At 72.2% G+C, this 22,806-nt stretch carries 20 protein-coding genes; 10 read left to right on the plus strand and 10 right to left on the minus strand.

What is annotated here, in order from left to right; all coding sequences use genetic code 11:
• The first annotated feature begins 118 nt into the window (after positions 1 to 118).
• Together OG403_RS16645 and OG403_RS16650 are read left to right on the plus strand one after the other, a co-directional pair.
• Positions 119 to 949 (plus strand): helix-turn-helix domain-containing protein, encoded by an 831-nt coding sequence (locus OG403_RS16645; protein ID WP_329565113.1) that lies wholly within the window; start codon positions 119 to 121, stop codon positions 947 to 949.
• Positions 939 to 1,139 (plus strand): DUF397 domain-containing protein, encoded by a 201-nt coding sequence (locus tag OG403_RS16650; RefSeq protein ID WP_329565115.1) that lies wholly within the window; start codon positions 939 to 941, stop codon positions 1,137 to 1,139. Before OG403_RS16645 ends, OG403_RS16650 begins: the two co-directional genes overlap by 11 nt.
• On the opposite strand, the gene OG403_RS36710 is transcribed toward OG403_RS16650, so the two are convergent.
• The 3 genes from OG403_RS36710 to OG403_RS16665 form a co-directional block, all read right to left on the minus strand.
• Positions 1,136 to 1,591, minus strand: coding sequence for a transposase (locus OG403_RS36710; protein ID WP_442910926.1), 456 nt, complete (start codon positions 1,589 to 1,591; stop codon positions 1,136 to 1,138). The two genes, OG403_RS16650 and OG403_RS36710, sit on opposite strands and share 4 nt — an antisense overlap.
• Before the next feature lie 137 nt (positions 1,592 to 1,728).
• Positions 1,729 to 2,070, minus strand: a complete 342-nt coding sequence (locus tag OG403_RS16660) for a YrdB family protein (protein ID WP_329565117.1) — start codon at positions 2,068 to 2,070, stop codon at positions 1,729 to 1,731.
• Positions 2,055 to 2,402 carry a hypothetical protein gene (locus OG403_RS16665; protein ID WP_329565119.1) on the minus strand — a complete coding sequence of 116 codons (348 nt, stop codon included), beginning with the start codon at positions 2,400 to 2,402 and terminating at the stop codon, positions 2,055 to 2,057. The genes OG403_RS16660 and OG403_RS16665 overlap by 16 nt, the downstream gene beginning before the upstream one ends.
• 59 nt (positions 2,403 to 2,461) lie before the next feature.
• Here OG403_RS16665 and OG403_RS16670 point away from each other — a divergent pair, with 59 nt between their 5' ends.
• From OG403_RS16670 to OG403_RS16685, 4 genes are all read left to right on the plus strand, one after another.
• A complete protein-coding gene (locus OG403_RS16670; protein WP_329565121.1) occupies positions 2,462 to 2,638 on the plus strand; it encodes a hypothetical protein in 177 nt (58 codons plus the stop codon).
• 360 nt (positions 2,639 to 2,998) lie between these two features.
• Positions 2,999 to 6,439 (plus strand): AfsR/SARP family transcriptional regulator, encoded by a 3,441-nt coding sequence (locus OG403_RS16675; RefSeq protein WP_329565123.1) that lies wholly within the window; start codon positions 2,999 to 3,001, stop codon positions 6,437 to 6,439.
• A 51-nt stretch (positions 6,440 to 6,490) separates the two neighbouring features.
• Complete coding sequence (locus OG403_RS16680; protein ID WP_329565125.1) at positions 6,491 to 7,309, plus strand: alpha/beta fold hydrolase; 819 nt, start codon at positions 6,491 to 6,493, stop codon at positions 7,307 to 7,309.
• A 303-nt stretch (positions 7,310 to 7,612) separates the two neighbouring features.
• Positions 7,613 to 9,175 carry an APC family permease gene (locus tag OG403_RS16685; RefSeq protein ID WP_329565127.1) on the plus strand — a complete coding sequence of 521 codons (1,563 nt, stop codon included), beginning with the start codon at positions 7,613 to 7,615 and terminating at the stop codon, positions 9,173 to 9,175.
• Positions 9,176 to 9,218: 43 nt separating this feature from the next.
• On the opposite strand, the gene OG403_RS16690 is transcribed toward OG403_RS16685, so the two are convergent.
• A complete protein-coding gene (locus OG403_RS16690) occupies positions 9,219 to 9,848 on the minus strand; it encodes a helix-turn-helix domain-containing protein (protein WP_329565129.1) in 630 nt (209 codons plus the stop codon).
• Between the two features lie 95 nt (positions 9,849 to 9,943).
• Here OG403_RS16690 and OG403_RS16695 point away from each other — a divergent pair, with 95 nt between their 5' ends.
• A complete protein-coding gene (locus tag OG403_RS16695) occupies positions 9,944 to 11,398 on the plus strand; it encodes an aminopeptidase P family protein (protein WP_329565131.1) in 1,455 nt (484 codons plus the stop codon).
• Between the two features lies 1 nt (position 11,399).
• Here the strand turns inward: OG403_RS16695 and OG403_RS16700 are convergent, their stop codons facing one another.
• Together OG403_RS16700 and OG403_RS16705 are read right to left on the minus strand one after the other, a co-directional pair.
• A complete protein-coding gene (locus OG403_RS16700; protein WP_329565133.1) occupies positions 11,400 to 12,086 on the minus strand; it encodes a Clp protease N-terminal domain-containing protein in 687 nt (228 codons plus the stop codon).
• A 48-nt stretch (positions 12,087 to 12,134) separates the two neighbouring features.
• Positions 12,135 to 12,362, minus strand: coding sequence for a hypothetical protein (locus tag OG403_RS16705; protein WP_329565135.1), 228 nt, complete (start codon positions 12,360 to 12,362; stop codon positions 12,135 to 12,137).
• Between the two features lie 171 nt (positions 12,363 to 12,533).
• Here OG403_RS16705 and OG403_RS16710 point away from each other — a divergent pair, with 171 nt between their 5' ends.
• Complete coding sequence (locus OG403_RS16710; RefSeq protein WP_329565137.1) at positions 12,534 to 13,586, plus strand: hypothetical protein; 1,053 nt, start codon at positions 12,534 to 12,536, stop codon at positions 13,584 to 13,586.
• A gap of 5 nt (positions 13,587 to 13,591) precedes the next feature.
• Here OG403_RS16710 and OG403_RS16715 read toward each other — a convergent pair whose 3' ends face one another.
• The 3 genes from OG403_RS16715 to OG403_RS16725 all read right to left on the minus strand — a co-directional run bounded on the left by OG403_RS16715 (position 13,592) and on the right by OG403_RS16725 (position 18,852).
• Entirely contained in the window at positions 13,592 to 17,248 is a 3,657-nt protein-coding gene (locus tag OG403_RS16715) for a tetratricopeptide repeat protein (RefSeq protein WP_329565139.1), read from the minus strand.
• Complete coding sequence (locus OG403_RS16720) at positions 17,245 to 17,571, minus strand: trypco2 family protein (RefSeq protein WP_329565141.1); 327 nt, start codon at positions 17,569 to 17,571, stop codon at positions 17,245 to 17,247. The genes OG403_RS16715 and OG403_RS16720 overlap by 4 nt, the downstream gene beginning before the upstream one ends.
• A 120-nt stretch (positions 17,572 to 17,691) precedes the next feature.
• Positions 17,692 to 18,852 (minus strand): threonine aldolase family protein, encoded by a 1,161-nt coding sequence (locus tag OG403_RS16725; protein ID WP_329565143.1) that lies wholly within the window; start codon positions 18,850 to 18,852, stop codon positions 17,692 to 17,694.
• Positions 18,853 to 19,277: 425 nt separating this feature from the next.
• Here OG403_RS16725 and OG403_RS16730 point away from each other — a divergent pair, with 425 nt between their 5' ends.
• The gene (locus OG403_RS16730) at positions 19,278 to 20,198 is read left to right on the plus strand and encodes a M23 family metallopeptidase (protein ID WP_329565145.1); all 921 of its coding nucleotides are present in this window, start codon (positions 19,278 to 19,280) and stop codon (positions 20,196 to 20,198) included.
• A 37-nt stretch (positions 20,199 to 20,235) separates the two neighbouring features.
• On the opposite strand, the gene OG403_RS16735 is transcribed toward OG403_RS16730, so the two are convergent.
• Complete coding sequence (locus OG403_RS16735; protein WP_329565147.1) at positions 20,236 to 20,865, minus strand: TetR/AcrR family transcriptional regulator; 630 nt, start codon at positions 20,863 to 20,865, stop codon at positions 20,236 to 20,238.
• Between the two features lie 284 nt (positions 20,866 to 21,149).
• On the opposite strand from OG403_RS16735, the gene OG403_RS16740 reads away from it, so the two are divergent.
• A complete protein-coding gene (locus OG403_RS16740) occupies positions 21,150 to 22,751 on the plus strand; it encodes an MDR family MFS transporter (RefSeq protein ID WP_329565149.1) in 1,602 nt (533 codons plus the stop codon).
• Positions 22,752 to 22,806 lie beyond the last annotated feature (55 nt).

Raw genomic sequence — 22,806 nt, forward strand, 5'->3', positions numbered from 1 at the left:
GGGGCCTCCCATGGGGCACGGTGGCCGATAGTGGTCGCTTCCAGCGTGGTGGGCGGTGAGGGCGGCCCGCCAGGGGGGCAATGGCAGCAAGAGGACTGTGGGAAAGGGGAGTTCGAACATGGGTGCGGAGCGGTTCAACCAGAAGATCGGGTGGAAGTACTTCGGCTCCGAACTGAAGATCGCCCGGGAAGAGAAGGGGCTCTCGCAGCAGCAGTTGGGGGCACTCATCTTCGTATCAGGGTCGTATGTCGGGCAGTTCGAGTCGGCAACCCGGAAGCCGCAGCCGGACGTCGCCGAGCGGATCGATGAAGTGCTGGGCACCAATGGGCGCTTCACCCGGATGTGCAACGAGCTGATCGACAGCTCGCTGTTCGAACACTACTTCGCCGTCATCGCCGAGCTTGAGCTGCAGGCGCTGAGCATCTGCGAGTACGGGGGCCAACTGTTCCCCGGTCTACTGCAGATCGAGGCCTATACGCGGGCCATTTACCTCGCCTGCCAGCCACTGATCCCTGTAGAGGAACTCGATCAGCTGGTGACCGCCCGCCTGGCACGGGCCAAGCTGTTGGAAGGGCCAACACGGCCGGTGTACTGGGTGATCATCGATGAGTCGGCGATCCGACGGCCACTGGGCGGCCCCGCGGCCATGGCTGAACAGCTTCGCCACGTCACGGAACTGGCCGAGAGCGGGGCCATCATTCTGCAAGTGGTCCCGCTCTCGGCCGGCGGCCACGCTCTCCAGGAGGGCTCGATGCGGCTCATGACCTTCGCCGACGCGCCACCGGTGGCCTATGTGGAGGGCCCGCTGGTCGGCCAACTGCTCGACGATCCAATCGCGGTGGGCAAGTGCGAGATGCTCTACGATCTCGTCAGAGCGTCCGCGCTGTCGCGCGAGGCCTCTCTGGCACGGATCAGATCGGCTGCAGAGGAATACGCACGTGAGCAATGACCGCGCACTCTCGTGGCGCAAGTCCAGCTACAGCGGCGGCAGCGCTGGCAACAACTGCGTCGAGGTGGCCGACGGCCTCACCGGCGTCCTCCCGGTTCGCGACTCCAAGGACCCCCACGGCCCCGCCCTCGCCTTCACCCCTGACGCCTGGGCGGACTTCATCGACGCCCTCAAGGCAGGCACCGTCTAGAACGCTCCTGAAAAATCTTGGTGGGTGCACCGTTCCTTGGGCGGGCAGGTGGCGCAGAGCTTCTTGAACTGGGCCTGTCGGGAGCTGTTCGCCAGGGTCCGGCCGAGCGGGACGGTGTGTCCGGCGGGGCAGGTGACCTGGCCCTGTTCGGTGTCGGCGGTGAAGTCGTCGGTGGTGAACCCGCCGGGGACTGCCGGTTTGAGCGGCGGTGGCTTCAGAACCGGGTCGTGGCCTTGGGCCTGGAGGTGTTCGCGCAGGTCGCCGGTGCCGTAGGCGGCGTCCCCGAGCACAGTGACTGGTGAGTCCTCCTCGGCCAGGAGGTCGCGGGCGACAGCGGCCTCGTGGTTGTCGGCCCCGCTGCCCGCGGTCAGCGCGACATCGGTGAACAGCCCGATCTCGGTTCGACTTCGGGAACAGCACCTCGCGGTGCTCGGCCAGGAACGCGAACACACTCCCCGCCGGGATCAACTCCCGGCAGGTCTCCCACACGTCCTCGCCGACGCTCTCCCTGCCCCAATCCCCCTGCATACAACCCGGTCTGGCCCAGCGTCAGCGCACACAGGCCAGAACCGAGACCTTCGGGGATCTCCTAGGCGGAGGCGAGAACCAGCACCGTGGACAGCAGCCACGCCCCGGCGAACCACGCTGCGGCCCACCGGCCCTTCGTCGCCGCCCAGGCCGCCGTCCCGGCACCGAACCAGCAGAGTTCCAGGACCGCCCTCGCCGCGCCATGGAGGGGATACACGGCCGAGGGCGCGCCGAACAGCCCCCAGACGACGGCGAAGAGGACCACCAGGGCCGAGGCGAGCAGCAGACGCAGCACCAGCGGTGCGCGCCGGGTGAAGCCCCACCAGCCCGCCGCCGTATAGACACCAAGCTCCAGCAGGAACGCCAGGACGGCGTTGGCCGCGCCCATCAGGCGAGCCAGCATGCGGACGCGAGGTGCAGCACGGCGAAGGCGCCGGCGCCGAACCCCATGCCAGGGTTCCGCCGCTGGGCCCCGATCGCCGAGTCACCGGCCTGGGCCAGTCCGGCGACCACCAGCATCGGCCAGGCAGCGGCGTGGCCGCCGACCAGCAGCACCGCCGCGGTTGCGATGCCCAGCGGGACGGCCCGGGCCGCGTAGGCCCGGGCGTAAAGGTCGGCGCCGGCGGTCACCGGCTCGCCCGGGGCGAGGGCGAGTCCGGGGCGCAGCGCGCCGGCGATGCTCGATCCCGCACTGACTAACGCGGCGACCGCGTTGGCGACGAGCAGCACATCCATTGCGTCTCCCGTAGAAGCATTCGAGCTATGAACGATATAGAGAAGGTATCATTCCTTTCGTGAGTGATGTCAAGGGAGCGGCAGGCCTCCGCGCGACCGTCGTCTTCAACCTGGGCAACCTCGGCGCCCTCGCCGCCGACCGCTTCGCCGCGCAGGTCGAGGCGCTCGGCCTCAAGCCCGAACACGCAGGTCTACTGGCCGCGTTGGACACAGGGGCGGCGTCGCGCCCAGCCTGATCGTCGCCCTCGCGGACCAACCACAGGAGCTGGGCGCGCTGGAACGGGAGCGCGACCCGGAGGACCGGCGGCGCCAGGTCCTCCGCCTCACCGCCGAGGGCCGTCGGCTGCTCTCCGGCTGCGTGACCGCCGCCCAGTCCCTGGACGAGGAGCCGGCCTAGTACGTGCTGACCGCCGGCCGGCAGGGGCATCCCCGTCCAGGTCGGACCAACCCCGCACCAAGATTTTCAGGAGCGTTCCAGCCGCGGGCATCCGCGGCAACAAGCGCCCTGCTGTGCCGAGGGACGGCCCCACCGGAGTCCTCGCGCTCCGTGCCTCCAGGCCTCAAGACCTGTGACCAGCGCCTGTACCATCCCGGCCATGAGCAGACCGCAGCAGGCGTCGGAGCCCCACTCGATACCGGCCCCGTTCCAGGGAGCGGCGCCGAGATTCGGCGTGCTGGGACCGCTGCTGCTGCGCAACGCGGACGGGACGGCCGTCGAGCCGGGGACGCCGAAGCTGCGCACCGTGCTGGCGCTGCTGCTGCTGGACGCGAACCAGGTGGTCTCCCGGGATCGGCTGCGGGCCGCGCTGTGGGGCGAGAACGAGCCGGCCACGGCGGCCACCGCGCTCAACAACCAGGTGGTTCAGCTGCGTCGGCTGCTCGGTGACGGCGCCCGGCTGAGCACGATCGCGCCCGGTTACCAGCTGCGGGTCGAGGCCGGGGAGCTGGACTCCGAGCTGTTCACCCGGCACCTGGCCGAAGCCCAGAGCGCGCGTCAGCAGCAGGACTGGCACCAGGTCAGCGAGCTGGCGGGGGCCGCGCTCGCGCTCTGGCGCGGGACACCGCTGAGCGACCTGCCGGGCCTGCTGGAAGAGGTGGCGCCGCAGGTGCAGCAGCTCTGCCAGGCCCGGGTGCAGGCCCTGGAGTGGCTGTTCGACGCGGAGCTGCGGCTGGGACGCCACCAGGGACTGGTGCCCGAACTCATCCGGATCGCTGCCGAGCACCCGCTGCGCGAGGCGTTCCACGGGCAGCTGATGGTCGCCCTGCACCGGATCGGCAGCCAGGCGGAGGCGCTGGGCGTCTACCAGCGCCTGCGCGCCACCCTGGTCGAGGAGCTGGGCATCGAGCCGGGCGGCACCGTGCAGGCGATCCACCGGGAGATCCTGGCAGCGGCCGAGCACACCGACCAGGCCGCGCAGACCGACCAGGCCGCGCAGGCCGCGAGCGCCGAGCCCGGCGATCCGCCCCAGCCCCCGGCCGCCGGCCCGGTCGGGATGGGCCTGCCCTGGGACATCACCTCGTTCACCGGTCGCCGCACCGAGGTCGACCAGCTGCTCGCCGCCTGCCGCAGCGCCGCGCGCGGGGGTGGCGGGGTACTGGGGATCCACGCCGTGGACGGCATGCCGGGCGTGGGCAAGAGCGCGCTGGCGGTGCACGTGGCCCACCGGCTGACCGCCGAGTTCCCCGACGGCCAGATCTTCCTGCCGCTGCACGCGCACACTCCCGGCACCGCCCCGGTCGACCCCGGCGACGCCCTGCTCACGTTGCTGCACACGATGGGCGTGTCGCCGCAGCAGATCCCGCCGGGGCTGGACGCCCGAGCCGGCCTCTGGCGCACCCGGCTGGCGGGCAAGCGGATCCTGGTGCTGCTGGACGACGCCCGCAGTACCGAGCAGGTCGCCCCGCTGCTGCCGGGCTGTGCGGGCACCGTGGTGCTGGTCACCAGCAGGCGTCGACTGGCGGCGTTGGAGGGCGCCCGGCCGATCAGTCTGGCCGCGCTGCCCGAGCACGAGGCGATCGCCCTCTTCACCGCCCGGACCGGTCGGGCCGATGTGACGGCCGCCGACCCCGCTGTCGTCGAACTGGTGAGGCTCTGCGGGCAGTTGCCGCTGGCCCTGCAGCTGACGGCGGCCCGGCTGCGGCACCACCCGGTCTGGACCCCGGCGGATCTGGTGGCCGATCTGACGGCGGCCACCGGACGGCTGGACGCGCTGCGGGCCGAGAACGTGTCGGTCTCCGCCGCGTTCGACCTCTCCTACCGCGATCTGACCACAGCTCAGCGGCTGCTGTTCGGGCGGCTGGGACTCGTGCCGGGCGACGAGGTCGACGCCACGGCCGCCGCCGCGCTGGCCGGGATCGAGGCGGCCGAGGCCGGCCGGCTGCTGGAGGAGCTCGCGGACCATCACCTGCTCGAGGAGTCGGCACGGGGCCGCTACCGGATGCACGACCTGGTCCGCGAGTACGCCCGCAGCCTGGCGGCCGACGACCAGGAGGCGGGCGAGGAGCCGCTGGACCGGTTGCTCGACCACTACCTCCGGTCGGCGGCCGCCGCCGACCGGCGGATCTCCCGGCAGTCGTTCACCGTGGCGGACCGGGTCGACCTGCCGCTCTGCTTCGCCCCCGAGCCGGTGACCGAGCAGCAGGCGATCGACTGGCTGCGCGGCGAGCGCGGCAACCTGCGGGCAGCTGTGGAGTACGCGGCCGGGCACGACCGGCCCGCACACGCGATCGCCCTCTCCGCCGTCCTGCACGAGTTCCTGCGCCTCGGGGACCACTGGCACGAGGCACGGCAGCTGCACGAGATCGCGCTGGCGGCGGCGGACGCGACCGGGGATCTGCTCGGGCAGGCCCAAGCACGCACCCAGTTGGGTGTCTTCCTCCAGCTCGGCGGGTCGTACCAGGAGGCGATCGACCAGAACCGGCAGGCCCTGGCCCTGCTCGACGAGTTGGACGGGCAGGCCGGAGCGACCGATGGGGAGGACGGCCAGCGGGCTCGGCACACCGCCCTGCTGCGGGTCACCGTGCTGACCAATCTGGGTGAGTGCCAGCAGCTCGGCAACTTCTTCGAGGAGGCCGAGGCGACCAACCGGCAGGCGCTGGAGCTGGCCCTGACGCTGGGCGACCGGCTCGGTGAGGCCAACGCGCTCACCTACCTGGGCCGGGTCCAGCAGCGGGTCACCGGCTTCGCGGACGCGGTCGCCAACCACGAGCGGGCGCTGGAGATCTTCCGCGCGATGGACCGGACGATCGGCCTGATGAAGGTGCACACCGACCTGGGCATGGCCCTGGCGGAGAACGGCCAGTACCCGCAGGCCATCGTCAACCAGCGGGAGGCGCTGCGGCTGGCCCGTGGCCGGGGCCTGAAGAACGAGGGCAACGCGCTGACCAACCTCGCCATCGCGCTCTACGCGACGGGTGAGTTCCTGGCCGCCGAGGAGCTGCTCGAACAGGCGCGCGGCCACTTCACCGCGCTGGAGGACCGCCGGGGCCTGCAGAACGTCTTCGCCTTCCTCGGCATGTCACAGCAGGCGCGCGGTGAGTACCAGCAGGCGGCCGACTGCCTCCGGCAGGCCCTGGAGGTGGGCAGCTCGCTCGGCACCCGGCTCGGCAGCGGCCGGCTGCACGCGCTGCTGGGTGACATCCTGCGCGAGGGCGGGGATCTGACCGGTGCCACGGAGAACCTGGTCACGGCGCTGGCGGTGGCCCGCGAGGTGGGGGACCTGGGCGGCGAGAGCGGGGCACTGATCCGGCTGGGCCGGGTCCTGCTGCTGACCGGGCCGCCGGACGAGGCGCTGGCGCACTTCAGCGCGGCGCTGGAGATCGCCGAGGAGGTGAAGTCGCCGCTGTACCGGGCGTTCTCGCGCGAGGGCATCGGCAACGCCCGCTGCCAGAGCGGCGACACCGAGGCGGGCCTCGACCTGCTGCGGCAGGCACTGGCGATCCTGCGCCCGCTGGGCGCACCCGACGTCCGGCGGGTCGAGGCCGCCATCGAGGCCTGGGAGTCGGGACGACCTGCGGTCGGGGCTCCCCCTGTCTGACCGCGCGTCGTGGGAGACCATCCGGCCCCGGGACGCCGATAGGGTCACCCGATGACGAACCATCAGATCATCGACCTCCCCGGCCAACAGCTCGCCTACCGCCAGAGCGCCGGCCAGGGCCGACCGGTCATCCTGGTGCACGGCAACTCCGGCTCCTCCCGCACCTGGCAGCTGCTGCTGGACGGCCCGTTCGGCCGCTGCTACCGCTGCCTGGCGCCGGACCTGCCCGGCCACGGCAACTCCGCCCGCGCCACCGACGGTTACTCGATAGCGCGCTACACCCGCACCCTGGCGGCGTTCGCCCACGCCACCGAGGCGCAGGGCGCGCTGGTCGTGGGGTGGAGCCTGGGCGGACACATCGCGCTCGAAGCGGCGCCCGAACTGCCCGGCGCCGCCGGTTTCGCGCTCTTGGGCACCCCGCCGCTGGCCGGTCCCGAGTCGATGGGTGAGGCGTTCCTGCCGCATCCCGCGCTCGGCGTGGGCTTCAGCGCCGAGGTCGGCCCGCAGGAGGCGCGTGCCTACGCGCTGAGCCAGCTCGCCCCTGACTCGCCGCTCTCCCCCGCAGCGGCCGCCGCCGACATCCTGGCCACCGATCCGGCCGCCCGCGCCGACCTCGCGGTCTCCCTCGCCTCGGGCGCGTTCGCCGACGAACTCGCCATCGCCCGCTCGCTCCGGCAGCCGCTGGCCCTGCTGCAGGGGTCTGCGGAGCAGCTGGTCAGCCTCCCGTACCTGCGGTCCATCGCGCCGTCGCTGCCCACCCTGTGGCGCGGCGAGGTGCAGCTGATCCCCGGCGCCGGGCACTCCCCGCAGGAGGAGACGCCGGAGGCGTTCGCGGCACTGCTGACGGAGTTCGAGGCCGACCTGCCCTGACGGCCCGAGTCACTGACGGTCCGCGTCGCTGACGGCCCGCGTCGGCGGCGACCCCGCGTCGGCGGCGTGTGCCCGCGCCCGCAGGTGCGCGGCACACGCCGTCGTGCGCCCGCGCCCGCTGCGGACCCGCACCGACCAAGCCGCCCTTCCAGCCTGGCAGCGAACAATCGCAAGAGCTTTGCAACAGCGCATATCCAGCAGTAATGTCACGCGGGCGCTGCCGCCGGGCTCGACGGCGCCGTGGTCCACGGACCCGTCTCCGCAGGTGCGGCCGGGTGATCGAACAGGGGGTGCCGGGTGTCGGTGTCGAGACGCGTCCGCTCCGCAGGCGGCGGCACGGGGCAGCCGGTCGGCCCGGTCGGCCAACAGGCCAGGGCCGAGGCCGAGGCCGCCGAGCACGGGCTGGCGCAGGTCTACCACGTCCGCGACCTGGTGGCGCTGTCGGTGTCCAGCGTCGGACCGCTGTTCAGCATCGCCGCCACCGGCGGGGTGATGGCCGGACTGGCCGGCTGGTGGACCCTGCCGTCCATCCTGGTGATCGCGGTGCCGTTCGTCATCGCCGCGTTCGTCTTCCGGCTGCTCAACCGGCACTTCCCGCACGCCGGGGCGTCCTACCACTGGTCGCGCCGGGTGATGGGGCCCACCGCGTCCCGGTTCCAGGCCTGGGTCCTGATCCTGGCGTACTTCACCTCGATCCCCCCGATCATCATCCCGGCGGCGACCTACACCATCGCGCTGGTCGACCCCGCCGCGCACCCCTCGGCGCTGCTCCAACTCGCGGTCAGCGCCGGGTGGGTCGGCTTCGCGCTGATCCCGCTGCTGGGCGGGGCCCGCCCGACCGCGCGGATCACCCAGTCCTTCCTCGCGCTGGAACTCCTCGCGGTCCTCGCGCTCGCGGTGATCGGCGCCCTGCGCTGGCCGGCGCTGCACGTGCCGGTGCACTTCGGCGCCCCGCCGATCGGCGCCATGGTCACCGTGGCCGTGGTCGCGGCCACCATCCTGGACGGCTGGGAGATCGACAGCTTCGCCTCCGAGGAGAGCCGCCGGCCCAGCACCGACCCCGGCACCGGCGGCATCATCGGCGCGTTCTTCGCGCTCGGCTTCTACGCCCTGCTCTACCCGCTGATGTTCGCCGAGACGCCGTTGAAGGACCTGGCCGGGGCCGACAACCCGATGGCCGTGTGGGGCGACCGCCTGGTGCCGGGTGCGCCGTGGCTGATGCTGATACCCGTGCTCGCCTCGACCGCCGGCGGTCTCTGGCTGACCACCTACATCCTCAGCCGCGCCCTGTACTCGATGGGCCGCGAGGGGCTGCTGCCCCGGCCGCTGGGGCGGGTCAACGCCCGCAAGGTGCCGCAGACCGCCACCCTCTGCGCGCTGGGTGCGGCCCTCGCGGTGGTCGCCGCCCAACTGCTCTTCCCCTCGGTCTCCTCCTTCTTCGGGCTGGTGCTCTCCGCCGCCGGCTTCTTCCTGGTCGCGGAGTTCTTCCTGGACTCCCTCACCGCGACGGTCTTCCTGCGCCGGGTGCACCAGGGCCGCCACGGCCACAGTCACAGCCACGGACCGAACGCGGTACCGGACGCATCGCCGGACACGCCACCGCACCGGCACCGCTCGCTGCTGATCGCCTCCGCCGTGGCCACCACGATGTTCGGCGCCTCGCTCGTCGGGTTCTTCGTCTACGGTCCCGCCGCGATCGGCTCGTCGATCGACTACGTGCTGCTCGCGCTGATCGGCCTCGGCGTGCTGTTCACCGTGCTGACCCGCCGGCACAGCGAGACCCACCACTTCAGCGGCCTCGACGTGGGCGGGGCGGCCGTCCCGCAGAGCGGTCAGAGCGCGCCACGGACTCCGGCCGCCCCCTGAGCACCCGCCGTCCGCGTTCCGTGCACCGAACCCACGCCGTTCGTCAAACCGAACCCTGGGTGGCGGCGAACTCGGGGTCGGTCAGGTGCAGCCGCTGCTCGGTGCGGTGGTGCAGCAGCAGCACCGAGTGCACCGGGCCGTCCAGCGCGGTGTAGCTGTGCGGCAGCGCGGCGTCGAACCCCACGTAGTCGCCGGGCCCCAGCTCCACCTCGTGGCCGTCCACCCGCACGCCGAGCCGGCCGGACTGGACCACGGTGTGCTCGCTGCCGACGTGGCCGAGCGAGTCCTGCCGGCAACCGGCCCGCACCTGCTGGTCGTAGATCTCGAAGACCGACTCGCCCGCCTCGATCCGGCGCAGCGGGCGCAGGTCGACGCCCTCGCCGCGCAGCACGTCGACCTCGGCGCCGCGCACCACGGTCAGCGGCCCGGTCGGCCGGCCGTCCACCAGGTCGGAGATCGGCACCTCCAGGACCCGCGAGAGGCTGAAGACCGTCTCGATGGTGGGGTTGCCGGTGCCCGACTCCAGCTGCGACAGGGTCGCCTTGCCGATCTTCGAGCGGCGGGCCAGCTCGGAGATCGACAGGCCGCGCTGGGTCCGCACCCGCTTCAGGTTGGCACCCAGCACCTCCCGGACCGACCCCTCGGGGACCTCGGAGACCTCGGAGACGCTCACGCGCTGCCCCTTTCGTTCCGCCAGCGTTCGGTATACCGTACGAGCTTGCCAGCCGACGTGTTCATTATGCCGATCGCTCCATCCAGGAGGCAGTCGTGACCGAGCAGCCCGTGAACCACCCCGCCGAGCAGCCCGTCAAGCAGCGCAAGAACGGTCTGGGCCGGGGCGTGAGCGAGGAACTCGCCGCGAACATGCAGCAGGGCTGGGCCGACACCGAGCAGTACGACCTCGACCCCCTCCCCCAGGCGGCGCACACCGCCCGCCGCCGCGCCGACCTGTCCGCCCGCTTCCCCGGCGAGCGCCTGGTGGTCCCGGCCGGCAACCGCAAGGTCCGCGCCAACGACACCGACCACCCGTTCCGCCCCTCCTCCGACTACGCGTATCTGACGGGCGATCAGTCCGAGGACGGCGTCCTGGTCCTGGAGCCGGCAGCGGACGGCGGTCACCTGGCCACCGCCTACCTGCTGCCCCGATCCGACCGGGAGAACGGCGAGTTCTGGCTCGACAGCCACGGCGAACTGTGGGACGGCCGGCGCAACAGCCTCACTGAGAACGAACGACTGCTCGGCCTGCCCTGCCAGGACGTGCGCCAACTGGCCGACACGCTCGGGCAGTCCACCGGTCCGGTCCGCCTGCTGCGCGGCTACGACGCCGGTCTCGAGGCCGCCCTGCGGGACAAGGTGACCGCCGAGCGGGACGAGGAGTTCCGTGTCTTCCTCTCCGAACTACGCCTGATAAAGGACGAGTTCGAGATCGCCGAGCTGCGCTTCGCCTGCGAGTCCACCGCGCGCGGCTTCGAGGACACCTTCCGGGTGCTGGACAAGGCGCAGCAGACCTCGGAGCGCTACCTGGAGGGCACCTTCTTCCTGCGGGCCCGGGTCGAGGGCAACGCGGTGGGCTACAGCACGATCTGCGCCGCCGGGCCGCACGCCACGATCATGCACTGGGTGCGCAACGACGGCCCGGTCCGCCCCGGCGAACTGCTGCTGCTCGACGCCGGGGTGGAGACCCGCCACCTCTACACCGCCGACATCACCCGCACCGTCCCGATCAACGGCCGATTCACCCCGCTGCAGCGCAAGATCTACGACGCGGTCTACGCGGCGCAGGAGGCCGGCATCGCCGCCGTGAAGCCCGGCGCCGCCTACCGCGACTTCCACGACGCCGCCCAGCGGGTGATGACCGAACACCTGGTCTCCTGGGGCGTGCTCGGTGACGTCTCAGTGGACCAGGCCTTCGAACTCGGCCTGCAGCGCCGCTTCACCCTGGCCGGCACCGGCCACATGCTCGGCATGGACGTGCACGACTGCGCCGTGGCCCGCACCGAGCTGTACGTCGACGGCACGCTCGCGCCCGGCATGGTGCTCACCGTCGAGCCGGGGATCTACTTCCAGGCCGACGACCTGACCGTGCCCGCCGAATACCGTGGCATCGGCGTCCGGATCGAGGACGACATCCTGGTCACCGAGAGCGGCAACGAGAACCTGTCGGCCGCAATGCCCCGGCAGGCGGACGCGGTCGAGGCCTGGATGGCGGAGCTGCTCGGCTGAGTCAGGCCTGCAGCGTCCCCTCCACGGCCGCCTTGGTGAGGCCCAGGCCGCTCAACGCACCCTCACCGTGCTCGAATTCGAGCAGCGCGAGCAGGATGTGCTCGGTGCCGACGTAGTTGTGGGACAGTCGGATCGCCTCCCGGAAGGTCAGCTCCAGCACCTTGCGGGCACCCGCGTCGTACGGGATCAGGTCGGGCACCTCGGCCGCCGCACCGGGCAGCGCGGCACTCACGGCGGCCCGGACCGCGTCCGGGGTGAGGCGCTGGGCGGCCAGCGCCTTGCCACCGAGACCCTCTGGCTCGTGCAGCAGTCCGAGGGCGAGGTGGCCGGCCCCGATCTCGTCGTTGCCGGCCGCCCGCGCCTCCTCCTGCGCGGCCATCACCACATGGCGCGCGCGGTCGGTGAACCGGCCGAAGCCCTGGCTTGGATCGAGGTCGGTGGGCTCCCCCGGATCCTTGGGCACGAACCGCTTCTGCGCCGCCTGCCGGGTCACCCCCATGCTGCGCCCGATGTCGCTCCAGGATGCGCCGGAGCGGCGGGCCTGGTCCACGAAGTGGCCGATCAGGTGGTCGGCCACTTCGCCGAGGTGGTCGGCGGCGATGACCGCGCTGGAGAGCTGCTCCAGAACGTCACCGTTGGTCTGCTTGATGCCGTGGATGAGGTCATCCAGGCGAACGGGATGCGTCATGCGTCAACCGTAGGTTGACACTTGACGTCCGTCAACCCTGGGTTGACACTACTGACCGCCGAGCAGCCCTTCGGTCGCCGTGGTGGCGTTCGGGGCGGCGGCGGCAGGACCATGGTGGTTGCCGAGCAGGGAGTCGACGAGCGGGTTGTTGCCCGCCAGGTTCGGCCTGGTGCCGTCACCGATCACGGTTTCGGCGTGGGCGGCACTGGGCGCCACCAGGGAGGCCGCGAAGCCGACGGCGAGGGAGGCGACGGCCAGCATGCTGCGCTTCTTCATGCGCTGGATAACGAGGCGGCGGGCGCGGGGTTTCGCCACTCACACAGGTGACTTTCCGCGATCTGATGATGGCTCAGATCATGGTCGGTGCTAACGTCCGCCGCATAGAAACGATTTGGCCCCGACGGTGCTACCAACACCTCGGGGCCCGGCACGAGAGATCACTTCCCGATGCACATCCACTTTAGCGCGCCCGAGCGCTATCTCCGGGCAGACCACGCCATTATCCGCCACCCGCGACTGAACGGGACGGCGAAGACCCTGCTCCTCTGGTCGCTCTCCATGCGACAGGGCCACCTGGACACCATCCTGACGATCGGTCAGCGAATGCCGGAGGGCCGGCAGGCGGTCAGCACCGCACGCGCCCAACTGGTGGCCGAGGGCTACCTGCACGTGCGCCGGTTCCAGCACCCCACCAAGGGCACCTGGCACACCGACGTGATGGTCAGCAGCGTTCCGCTGACAGCGCCGGAGGAGATCGCCGCAGCGTGGGCGGCGGCGAGACGTGAGGCCGAGCAGGCGTCGCCGACTCACCAGGGCCCGACAGTCGGTGGCACAGCGGTTCGGGGAGTCGGCAGTTCCCCCCTTAGTGATAACCCCATCGGGGAGAACCACCCTCCCGGCGAGCCCGATCCGGAACTGGAAACGGAACTGGAAACGGTTCCAGATCCGGAAGAACCGGAACCGGAACCGGCAGAGTCCGCCGGCCTGATCGCGGCAGCGGGCCGGGTGCTCTCCCGACTGCTCGCCCGGGAGGCCCGGTTGGCGCTCGGCGTGGGCGAGATCCTCTCGCTGGCCCCGCTGGCCGCCGAGTGGCTCGCCCGCGACCGCAGCGAGGCCCGGTTGGGGCGCGCGCTGCTGGACGGCCTGCCCAGGGGGCGGATCTTCGCGCCGGTGGCGTTCCTGCGCGGGCGGCTGGAACGGAAGATGCCGTTTCCCCGCGAGGACACGCCGCCCCCGCTGCCGCTGCGGGAGTGCGCTGACTGCCAGGGTCCGGTGCGCGACGGCGAGGCGTGTGGCGCGTGCGCTGCGCAGGCGGGGCGGGTTGACCCGCAGGCGGCGGAGCGCACCCGGCGCGGGGCTGCGGCCGCGCGGGCGGCGATGGCCGGTGTGCGGGACGGTCGGCTTGGCGGCGGCGGTCGGCTCGGTAGCGGTAGGCTCGGCGGCGGCGGTCGGCTCGGCGCTGCTCGGGGCCCGGTGACGGTCGGTGCGCTGTGCGGCTGAGCCCGTCAGCTCCCGAGGCTGGCCCGGACCGCCGCCGTCAGCGGATGCGCCTCGCTCAGGTAGGTCAGGCACAGCGCCAGGGTCCGGCCCGCGAGTTGGGCCGCCTCCACCGACTCGCCCGCCGCCCAGTGCGCCTTGGCCAGCTGGTGGCGGGTGCGCAGGGTGTCCGGGTGGCGTTCGCCGAGCAGCGCCCAGCGGTCGCTGAGTACCGCCCGCAGTAGGTTGACCGCGCGGGCCGGATCGCCCGAGCGCCGGGTCGCGACGCCCAACTCGTAGCGCAGCGCCAGTGATTCGGGATGTTCGTCGCCGACCGAGCGTCTGGCCCGTTCCAGCGTGGTGTGCAGCAGGTCGAAGGCGGCGGCGCGCTCGCCCAGGCCCAGGTAGGCCACCGCCAGGTGGCGCCGGGCGGCGAAGGTGGCGGGGTGGGCCTGGCCGTAGACCCGGGTGCGGGCGACCTCGATGGCCTCCAGCAGCGGTACCGCGCGCAGTTGGTCGCCGGCGGCGATGTAGGCGGCGGCCAGCCGCAGGCCGGCGGTGAGGGTCGCCGGGTAGTCCTCGCCGAGGGCCCGCACGGTGTCGGCGTGGACCTGTTCCAGGGCGGGGACGGCGCGGGCGAGGTCGCCGAGTTCGACCAGTGCGGTGGCGAAGTCGGTGCGGATCGCCAGGGTGACCGGATCGTCCGCGCCGAGGATCCGTTCGGCGTCCGGCAGTAGCCATTCGAAGGCGGCGATCGCCTTGGTCAGCGCGCCGTTGTCGCGCAGCGCGGTGGCGTGGTTGCCCCGGGCCTCCAGGGCCAACCGGCTCTCGGGGCCGTGCAGTTCCTCGGTCTGCGCCTTGAGCTGCTCGAACAGCGGGACGGCCCGGTCGGTGGCCCCGGCCGTCAGGTAGGCGGTGGCCAGCCGGCTGCGGATGTGCAGCCGGTCGGCCGCGGCGGCCGTCGATTCGGCATCGGCGAGCAGCTGCTGGTAGCGGGTCAGCGCGCCGCTGAGCCGGCCGCAGTCCAGGTAGGCGTCGGCCAGCCGCAGTCGCGGGGCGAAGGTGTCGGGGTGTCCGGCGCCGTAGACCGCCTCGGAGAGGGTGACCAGCTGCTCCAGCACCGGGATCGCCTGCCCCAGGTCGCCGGCCTCCTGGTAGGCGCGGGCCAGCAGCTCCCGGGAGGCGAGGGCGTCCCGCTCGCTCTGCTCGGCCGCGATCCGGGCGTTGACGGCGACCAGTCTGGTCAACGCCTCCTCGCGGCCCATCCGTTCGAGCAGCCGGCAGACCAGCCAGAGCGGCAGGTCGGTGTCCGGGCCGAGCAGCGGCAGCAGTTCCTCGCCGATCGCGAACAGGCCCTGCCACTCGCGCTGTTCGAAGGCGGCCTGCTGCTCCACCGGATACAGCCGCAGCAGCGGCAGCAGGGTGGCCAGCACCGCGGCGCGGGTCTCCTCGTCCAGCACCGAGGCGTACGGCAGGCAGCTGGCGGCGACCAGCCGCAGCCAGCGGGCCTCGCGCGGCTCCGCCCGGCCGTCGGCCTCCGCCAGCAGCCCGTGCAGCAGGCGGACCCGGTCCGGGGGCGGGCAGTGGCCGACGGCCATCCGGATCACGTCGGCCCAGCGCTCGTCGGTGGCCATGCCGGCCAGCAGGCCGAAGTCCCGGTTCTGGGCGAACTCCCGTCCGGCGAGGTAGTCCTGGAAGGTGCGATGGACGAACTCGAAGGTGTCGACGCTGGTCTCGGTGAGCAGCCCGGTGCGCTCCACCAGGTGGCGCAGCATCTGTTCGGCGTCGATGCCGGCCCGCGCGGCGGGCAGGCTGGGCAGCACCTGGTCGATCTGGCGCAGCGCGTCGCTCCGGTCGCCCTCGTGCTGGCCGTTGAGCACCAGCCAGCGTGCCATCCGCTGCAGCGGGGCGAGTTGCTCCTCGCGGCCGAACTGGTGGCCGAGCGGCTCGACCACCACCCGGCGCTGCTTGTCGCGGCGCAACAGCAGCATGTCCAGGGCGAGTTCGTACAGTTCCATCTTGCGCCGGGGCAGGGCGCCCTCCCACTCGCTGTGCAGGGCGCAGATCATCGCGCAGAGCAGCGGGCTGTCGGTGAGCAGTTCCAGCTCGGGCGACTGGCCCAGGGTGCGCCGCAGGGCGTGCTTGCGGGCGCGGAACTCCTCTTCCAGTGCTTCGAGTTCGGTGTCGGTCAGTTGCTCGGGGGCGGTCGCCTCGGTGGTGGCGCGTTCGGCGGCCAGGGCGGCCTGGTGCCAGCGGTCGATGAAGCGGTTGCGGTCCCACTCGTCCATCGGGCAGAGCAGCAGTTCCTCGAAGCGCAGGTGTTCGAGCCAGCGGGCGGGCACGCCGGAGGGGCGCACGGTGACCAGGGTGAAGCAGTTCGGATAGGAGGCGAGCAGTTCGGCCAGCCATTCGCCGGCCTCGTCGCGCTCGCTCTGCGGGATCTCGTCCAGGCCGTCGACCAGCAGGATCGCCCGCCCGGCGGCGAAGACCCGGTCGGCCCAGCCGGGTGGCTGGCCGTCCGCGACCGGGCTGCGGTCCATGGCGAGGAACTCGGCGGGGACCGGCTGCAGGTTGCGCAGCTGGAACATGGTGCGCAGCCGCAGCACGAACGGGACGCGGTAGTTGAGTTCGGCCAGCTCACCGACCAGGGTGCCGGCCACGGCGTTGACGGCGAGCCACTGCAGCAGGGTGGTCTTGCCGGAGCCGGCCTGGCCGCGCAGCAGGACCCGGCGGCGGTGCTTGAGCATGCCCTCGACCCGGCCGCGCCGGTCGGGCGGACCGAGCAGGCTGTCGCTGCCGGGTACCGCGTCGCTCTGCCGGTCGCGCCAGGTGACGGGGCGCACGGCGATCCGCTGCGGGCCGGAGAGTTGGACGGCCTGCAGGCTGAGATAGGCGGTGCCGAGGTCCCAGGGCAGCGACTGCGGCAGGCCGAAGATCTTCAGCCTGCCGTGCTCCTTGCCGATGCTGCGGGCATAGCGCTCCTCGAAGGCGGCGTCCCGGCGTTCGGCCGGCGAGATGCCGAGCACCCGGACGGGGGCGGGCAGGTGGCGGGCCAGCAGTTCGGCCAGGCCGGGCGCGCCGAGCAGCGGGACCAGCGGGACCAGGCCGAGCTGGGAGTGGCTCCAGACCTCGGGGGCGAGATCGGCGGTGGCCAGGCCGAGCAGCAGGCCGTTGAAGACCACCGGTGCGCCCGACATGCCCGCCCAGGGCGAGTCGGCGCCGGGCACCGGGTTCGGTGGCCGGTGCTGGGTGCTGAGGGTGTGCCGTCCGGTGCCGATCCCGGTGCCGGGGGCCAGCGTGCCGACCAGTTGGTGGCTGCGCAGCACCGCGCCGTCCTCCCGGCCCGCGGCGGGGTAGCCGATCGCGTGGCAGAGCGGCAGCGGCTCCAGGCCTTCGATCCGGCCCCAGGGCAACGGGCGGAAGGTGGCGGCGAATTCGGGGCGGACCAGGTCCCGGGTGGCCAGCAGCAGGGCGAGGTCCGAGCTGCCGTCGGGGGTGCGCCAGAGCACCGAGCAGCGCACCCAGCCCACCCCGCCGCCCGGGACGGCGGCCTCGATCCGGACGGGGGCCGCCGCCGCGGGCGGCAGCACGTGGGCGACGGTGAGGATCAGCCGTCCGGTGAGCAGCAGCCCGCTGCCCTGCCCGGCCGCCCGGACGGCCGCGACCCGCTGGGCCGTCAGGCTCAATGGAAGCCCTCACGGCTGCCCAGGTCGGGATTGCCGACCAGGACGCTGCCGCCGGTGACCAGGTCCTTGGGGGTGAGCGAGACAGTGATCTTGTGTGTCCGGGTGCGGCCCGCGCCGGCCTCGGCGTCCGCCCGCACCACCCAGGCCTTGACGCCGCCCTTGACGGTCACGTCGCGGCGCAGTTCCACGGCGAGTTCCAGTTCCACCGGGCCGACCTCGAACTGGAACCGCTCGCCGGCCGCGCGGTCGGCCGCTGCCGCGAGTTGTCGTCGAATGGCCTCGATCGCCTCCGCGAGTTCGATGTCCGCGAATCCGTCGTTCACGTCGCCCCCACCTGCCCGGTCATCGGCCGAGTCGGCCGAATCGGTCTGCTGTATCGAACCGCGTCGTTTGACCGGTTCACGACCGATCGCTCATCAGCGTTGACGATAGGCGACTTTGCGTCAACCCCGAGTCTGGTCCGCCAGCTTGAGGAAATCGGCGAAGGACTCCTTGACCTGCGCGGCCGTCCAGGCGAGGGCCGGGGTCAGGGCGGTCACCTCGGTCAGCGCCAGGTCCGGTTGGCTGGACTGCGTCCAGGTGCCGAAGAGCGCGTCGCCGGTCAGCTGGGCGTGCCGCAGGTTCGCCTCGGTGAGCCGCTCGGGCGAGTACGGCAGCAGCAGCTGGAACTGGTGGGTGTGCGGCGGGTCGGGGTACAGCCGGCCGCCGGGCACCTGGTCCAGCGCCTGGCGCAGCCCGTCCGCGACGATCCGGGCCTGCGCCAGATAGCTTGGCAGCCGGGGCAGTTCACGGTTCAGTGCGGCGAGCGCGGAGAGCGCGGCGGGCCACTGCTGGTAGACCAGCCCGCCGTAGCGGTGCCGCCAGCCGCGGGCCTCCTGGATCAGCTCCAGGTCGCCGGCCAGTGCGGCGCCGCTGATCCCGCCCAGCGCCTTGTAGAAGGAGACGTATACCGAGTCGCCCAGCGCGGCCAGCCGCGGCAGCGGCCGGTTGTAGGACGCGGCCGCCTCCCAGAGCCGGGCGCCGTCCAGGTGCACCGCGGCCCCGCGCTCGCGGGCGGCGGCCACCAGCTCGGTCAGCGCGGTCCACTCGGGCAGCAGGAAGCCGGCTGCCCGCAGCGGCAGTTCGAGCATCAGGGTGCCGAACGGCTCGTCGAAGTCACGCAGTTCGGCGGCGGTGGCCAGCCGCGCGGCGGCGGTGGGCCAGACCGAGTCCAGCCCGGTGAGCCGCCGGTGGGCGTGGCGCTCGTGGGTCTCCAGGTGGAAGAGCGGATGGGTGGCCACCACCGAGTCGCCGCGCCGTCTGGCCCAGCAGCGCAGCGCGACCTGCTGGGCCATGGTCCCGGTGGGGAAGAAGAGCGCGGCGGGCTTGCCGAGCAGTTCGGCGACCCGCTGCTCCAGCTCGGCGACCACGCCGTCGCCGTAGACGTCGGGCCGCTCCATCGGCCCGACGGCGGTGCGGGCGTCGGCGCCCAGCTCGGCCAGGCGTTCGTGCAGGGTGACCGGGCGCGGCCCGGAGAGGATTCGCTGGGCGGCCCGCCAGAGGGCGAACCGGCGGTCTGCCGTGCTGGGTGTCGATCCCGTTCGGCTGTGCGACTCGTAGGCCATCCCTCGATGGTCCAACAGGCGGGCGACGGGCGGAAGGCCGCGACGGGTTCGGCGGTGGCGGGCGCGGCGGTGGCGCTTCTCACAGCGCGAACGGCCGATACGACCGCGGATAGTAGACCCGCCGATGATCCGATTACTGGACCAATCCGCCGATCGCCTGAAAATCTGAGACGCCTTGAACTACACGCCGTCGTAGCTGATCGGATTTCGCTACCACCTCACCGACGGTTACATCTGTAGGGTCCCCCGCCGAGCGCCCCCCTTGGGTCGGCTCCGCGCTGTCCCCGAGCCGCTGCGAGGTCGAGTCCACGTTGTCCGCCGAACCCACTGGCGCCGCCAGGGGCCTTGAGGCCCTCAAAACCCTCAGGACCCGCCAGGCCCTGCAGGCTCTGAAGGCCCTGAAGCCGCCGCAGGCCCTGAAGGCCGTGAAGGCCGTGCAGGCCCTTGAGCCCGCCAAGGCCCTGCAGACCTTCGGCGAGACCTGCGAGGAGACCTTCGAGGCCGCCAAGGCCCGCTGCACCACCCTGCGCGTGCGCCTGGGCCGCGGGCGCCACGCCCGGCCGCGCCTGGTCCGCCGCCTCGCCCTGCCGGAGGTGGCCCTGCCGGACGTCGACCTCTACGCCGTCTTCCGCGGGCCGCACCGGCGCACGGCGATCACCTCGGCGCTCGCGGGGGCGGCACTCCTCGGGGTGGCGCTCTCGGCGGTGCCGGGCAGCGCGGTGGCGCAGACGGTGCACCCGACGACTCCCGGCAGCTCCGAATTCAGCCTGGCGCACGGCCGGGTGCCGTTCGACAACCTGGTGCAGGTGGCCGACCCGAGCGCGTACCAGCTGCCGCACGGGGCGCCGTCCTCGCAGCAGGCGGTCGCGGTGGCGGGCAACCTGGCCGGCCCGGCCGAGCCGGAGCACCCCGCGCCCCCCGCGCCGCCGGCCCGGCCCGACTGGTCGGCCCCCGCGCCCGGCGCACCGATCAGCAACGGCTACGGCCACCCCGACCCCGGCTACGCGGCCGGCTACCACACCGGCGTGGACTTCGCGGTCAACGAGGGCACCCCGCTGCTCGCGGTCGGCAAGGGCAGCGTGGTCTCGTCCGGGCGGGCCGGCGCCTACGGCAACCAGGTGGTGCTGAAGCTGGCCGACGGCCGCTTCGCGCAGTACGCGCACCTGTCCCGGCTGGACGTCAGCGCCGGCGACCAGGTGACGGCCGGTCAGCAGATCGGCGCCGCCGGCAGCACCGGCAACGCCACCGGCCCGCACCTGCACTTCGAGATCCGCACCGCCAACACCTACGGCGCGGTGATCGACCCGGTGGCCTACCTGCGGGCGCACGGGGTCACCGGGCTCTGACCGCCCGGCGGGGCCCCGGGCTCCCGCCCGGACCCGCCTACCGGGTCTCGCTCACCCGGGGCTCGATCCGGCCGGCGTTCTCCAGCGCGACGGTGAGCGCGGCGGCCACCGCCTCGTCCACCGTCGCGGTCTGCCCGACCTCCGCCGGGATGCCGCCGGCCGGCTCCTGCTCGAGGTCGTTCTTCAGCAGGAAGAACGCCGAGTTCACCGAGAAGAGCGCCATGGTGGCGCGCAGCCGGTCGTCGAACGAGGCTCCCGGGCCGTGCACCAGGCGGACCATCTTGACCATCCGGCTCTTGAACTCCAGCCCGGCCGGCGACTCGCGCAGCGCCGGCTGGTTGTCGTGGAAGAACCGCAGCAGCGGGGCCCGCTCGGCCACCCCTTCGGCGAACCGGCGGACCAACTCGTCGCGCACCGCCGGGGACCAGGTCTGCTGCTCGCCCCACGCGATGGTCTCGTCGATCGGCGCGACCATCGACTCCACGATGCCGTGGACGATGTCGTCCTTGGTCTTGAAGTGGTAGTACAGCGCGGCTTTCGTGACTCCGAGCCGGTCGGCGATCTCCCGCAGCGAGGTCTTCTCGTAGCCATGCTCCGAGAAGAGCTCCAGCGCGACCGAGATGATCCGGGCGCGGGTGCCACCGCGGGGGCTCTGCAACGTACTCATGGCTTCGTGGCCTGCCTAGCTAGCTGCGGGGGTGGGGAGTGTCGGTCGAGCCGCACCCGCCCACGTCATGCGGACATTCTCGCCGTCCGCACGGCCGTGGCCGAATTCAGCTTGACGCCTGGCTTATCCAGACCTTACCGTGCCAGCGGACCAATAACTAGCCGGTCGGCAAGTAAGCCCAGCGGGCACCAGAGTGAAGCACCGTACGCAGCCGACGACAAGAGGACCGTGAACCGCGCGAACCACGCGGCCAGCGGTCCGAACGCGCTTTCAGGAGAGGCACCATGGCACAGCAGCAGGTCGACGCGAAGGCGGAGAACCCGCCGGACGGCGTCGCGGGGGAGGCCGGCGAGCAGCGGCCCGTCCGTTCGGCGCGAGAGATCCGCCTGGTGATGATCGGGCTGGTCATCACCATGATGCTCGCGATGCTCGACAACCTGATCGTCGGCACCGCGATGCCCACCATCGTCGGTGACCTGCACGGGGCCAACCACCTGTCCTGGGTGGTCACCTCGTACACCCTGGCCACCGCCGCCGCCACCCCGGTCTGGGGCAAACTGGGCGACCTCTACGGCCGCAAGGGCACCTTCCTCACCTCGATCGTGATCTTCCTGATCGGCTCGGCGCTGGCCGGCCTGTCGCAGAACATGAACGAGATGATCGCCTTCCGCGCCCTGCAGGGCCTGGGCGCCGGCGGTCTGATGGTCGGCGTGATGTCGATCATGGGCGCGCTGGTCTCGCCCCGCGAGCGCGGCAAGTACCAGGGCATGTTCGCCGCCGTCATGGCGATCGCCACGGTCGGCGGCCCGCTGCTGGGCGGCTTCATCACCGACCACTTCAGCTGGCACTGGATCTTCTACATCAACCTGCCGCTGGGCCTGATCGCCCTCGCCGTGGTGACGATCACCCTGCACCTGCCCAAGGTCCGGTCCACCGCGAAGGTCGACTACCTCGGCGCGCTGCTGCTGACCATCGGCATCACCTCGCTGGTGCTCATCACCACTTGGGGCGGCACCCAGTACGCCTGGGGCTCCAAGCACATCATCGGCCTGATCGTGCTGGCCGCCGCCTCGCTGATCGGCTTCTGCTACGTCGAGCAGCGGGCCCAGGAGCCGATGCTCCCGCTGGGCATGTTCCGCAACCGCGACTTCACCGTGGTCTCGGTCATCGGCTTCATCGTCGGTTTCCAGATGTTCGGTGGCGTCACCTTCCTGCCGCAGTACCAGCAGATCGTCCAGGGCGCCTCGGCCACCAACTCCGGCCTGCTGCTGATGCCGATGATGTTCGGCATGCTGGTGGTCTCGCTGGTGGTCGGTCAGGTGGTCACCAAGACCGGCAAGTACCGGATCTTCCCGATCGTCGGCACCGTGGTGATGGGCGTCGGCTCGCTGCTGCTCTCCACCATGGGCGTCGGCACCACCCGCCTGACCTCCAGCATCTTCATGGCAGTGCTCGGCGCCGGCATGGGCTTCCTGATGCAGATCACCATGCTGGTCTCGCAGAACAGCGTGGAGCTCAAGGACATGGGCGTGGCCAGCTCGACCGCCACCCTGTTCCGCACCATCGGCGGCTCCTTCGGTGTGGCGCTGTTCGGCTCGATCTTCACCAACCGGATCACCGACAACCTCAAGAGCCTGCCGTCGGCCGGCCAGGGCGGCGGCCTCGACCAGATCACGCCGGAGAAGCTGCGCACCCTGCCGCCGCACTACCAGGACGCGATCCACCACGCCTTCAGCAACGGCAACCACGCGGTCTTCGTCTGGGCCGCGGGGATCAGCGTGATCTCGATCGTGGCCGCCCTCTTCCTGAAGGGCACCCCGCTGCGGGGCGCCGGCAAGGGCGCTGAGAAGCCCGAGGGCAGCGACATGGCGGCGATGGCGCACTGACCCGCGCATCCGCCTGACAAGCCGACGGCGGGTGGGCCCGGAGGGATCCCGGGCC

The sequence above is a fragment of the Kitasatospora sp. NBC_01266 genome (assembly GCF_036242395.1).
Lineage (GTDB): Bacteria > Actinomycetota > Actinomycetes > Streptomycetales > Streptomycetaceae > Kitasatospora.

Bases quoted from the DNA above. Each gene is read 5' to 3' on its own strand.
- OG403_RS16645 (WP_329565113.1), top strand. From the start codon at position 119: ATGGGTGCGGAGCGGTTCAACCAGAAGATCGGGTGGAAGTACTTCGGC.
- OG403_RS16660 (WP_329565117.1), bottom strand. From the start codon at position 2,070: ATGCTGGCTCGCCTGATGGGCGCGGCCAACGCCGTCCTGGCGTTCCTG.
- OG403_RS16665 (WP_329565119.1), bottom strand. From the start codon at position 2,402: ATGGATGTGCTGCTCGTCGCCAACGCGGTCGCCGCGTTAGTCAGTGCG.
- OG403_RS16675 (WP_329565123.1), top strand. From the start codon at position 2,999: ATGAGCAGACCGCAGCAGGCGTCGGAGCCCCACTCGATACCGGCCCCG.
- OG403_RS16680 (WP_329565125.1), top strand. From the start codon at position 6,491: ATGACGAACCATCAGATCATCGACCTCCCCGGCCAACAGCTCGCCTAC.
- OG403_RS16700 (WP_329565133.1), bottom strand. From the start codon at position 12,086: ATGACGCATCCCGTTCGCCTGGATGACCTCATCCACGGCATCAAGCAG.
- OG403_RS16705 (WP_329565135.1), bottom strand. From the start codon at position 12,362: ATGAAGAAGCGCAGCATGCTGGCCGTCGCCTCCCTCGCCGTCGGCTTC.
- OG403_RS16710 (WP_329565137.1), top strand. From the start codon at position 12,534: ATGCACATCCACTTTAGCGCGCCCGAGCGCTATCTCCGGGCAGACCAC.
- OG403_RS16725 (WP_329565143.1), bottom strand. From the start codon at position 18,852: ATGGCCTACGAGTCGCACAGCCGAACGGGATCGACACCCAGCACGGCA.
- OG403_RS16735 (WP_329565147.1), bottom strand. From the start codon at position 20,865: ATGAGTACGTTGCAGAGCCCCCGCGGTGGCACCCGCGCCCGGATCATC.
- OG403_RS16740 (WP_329565149.1), top strand. From the start codon at position 21,150: ATGGCACAGCAGCAGGTCGACGCGAAGGCGGAGAACCCGCCGGACGGC.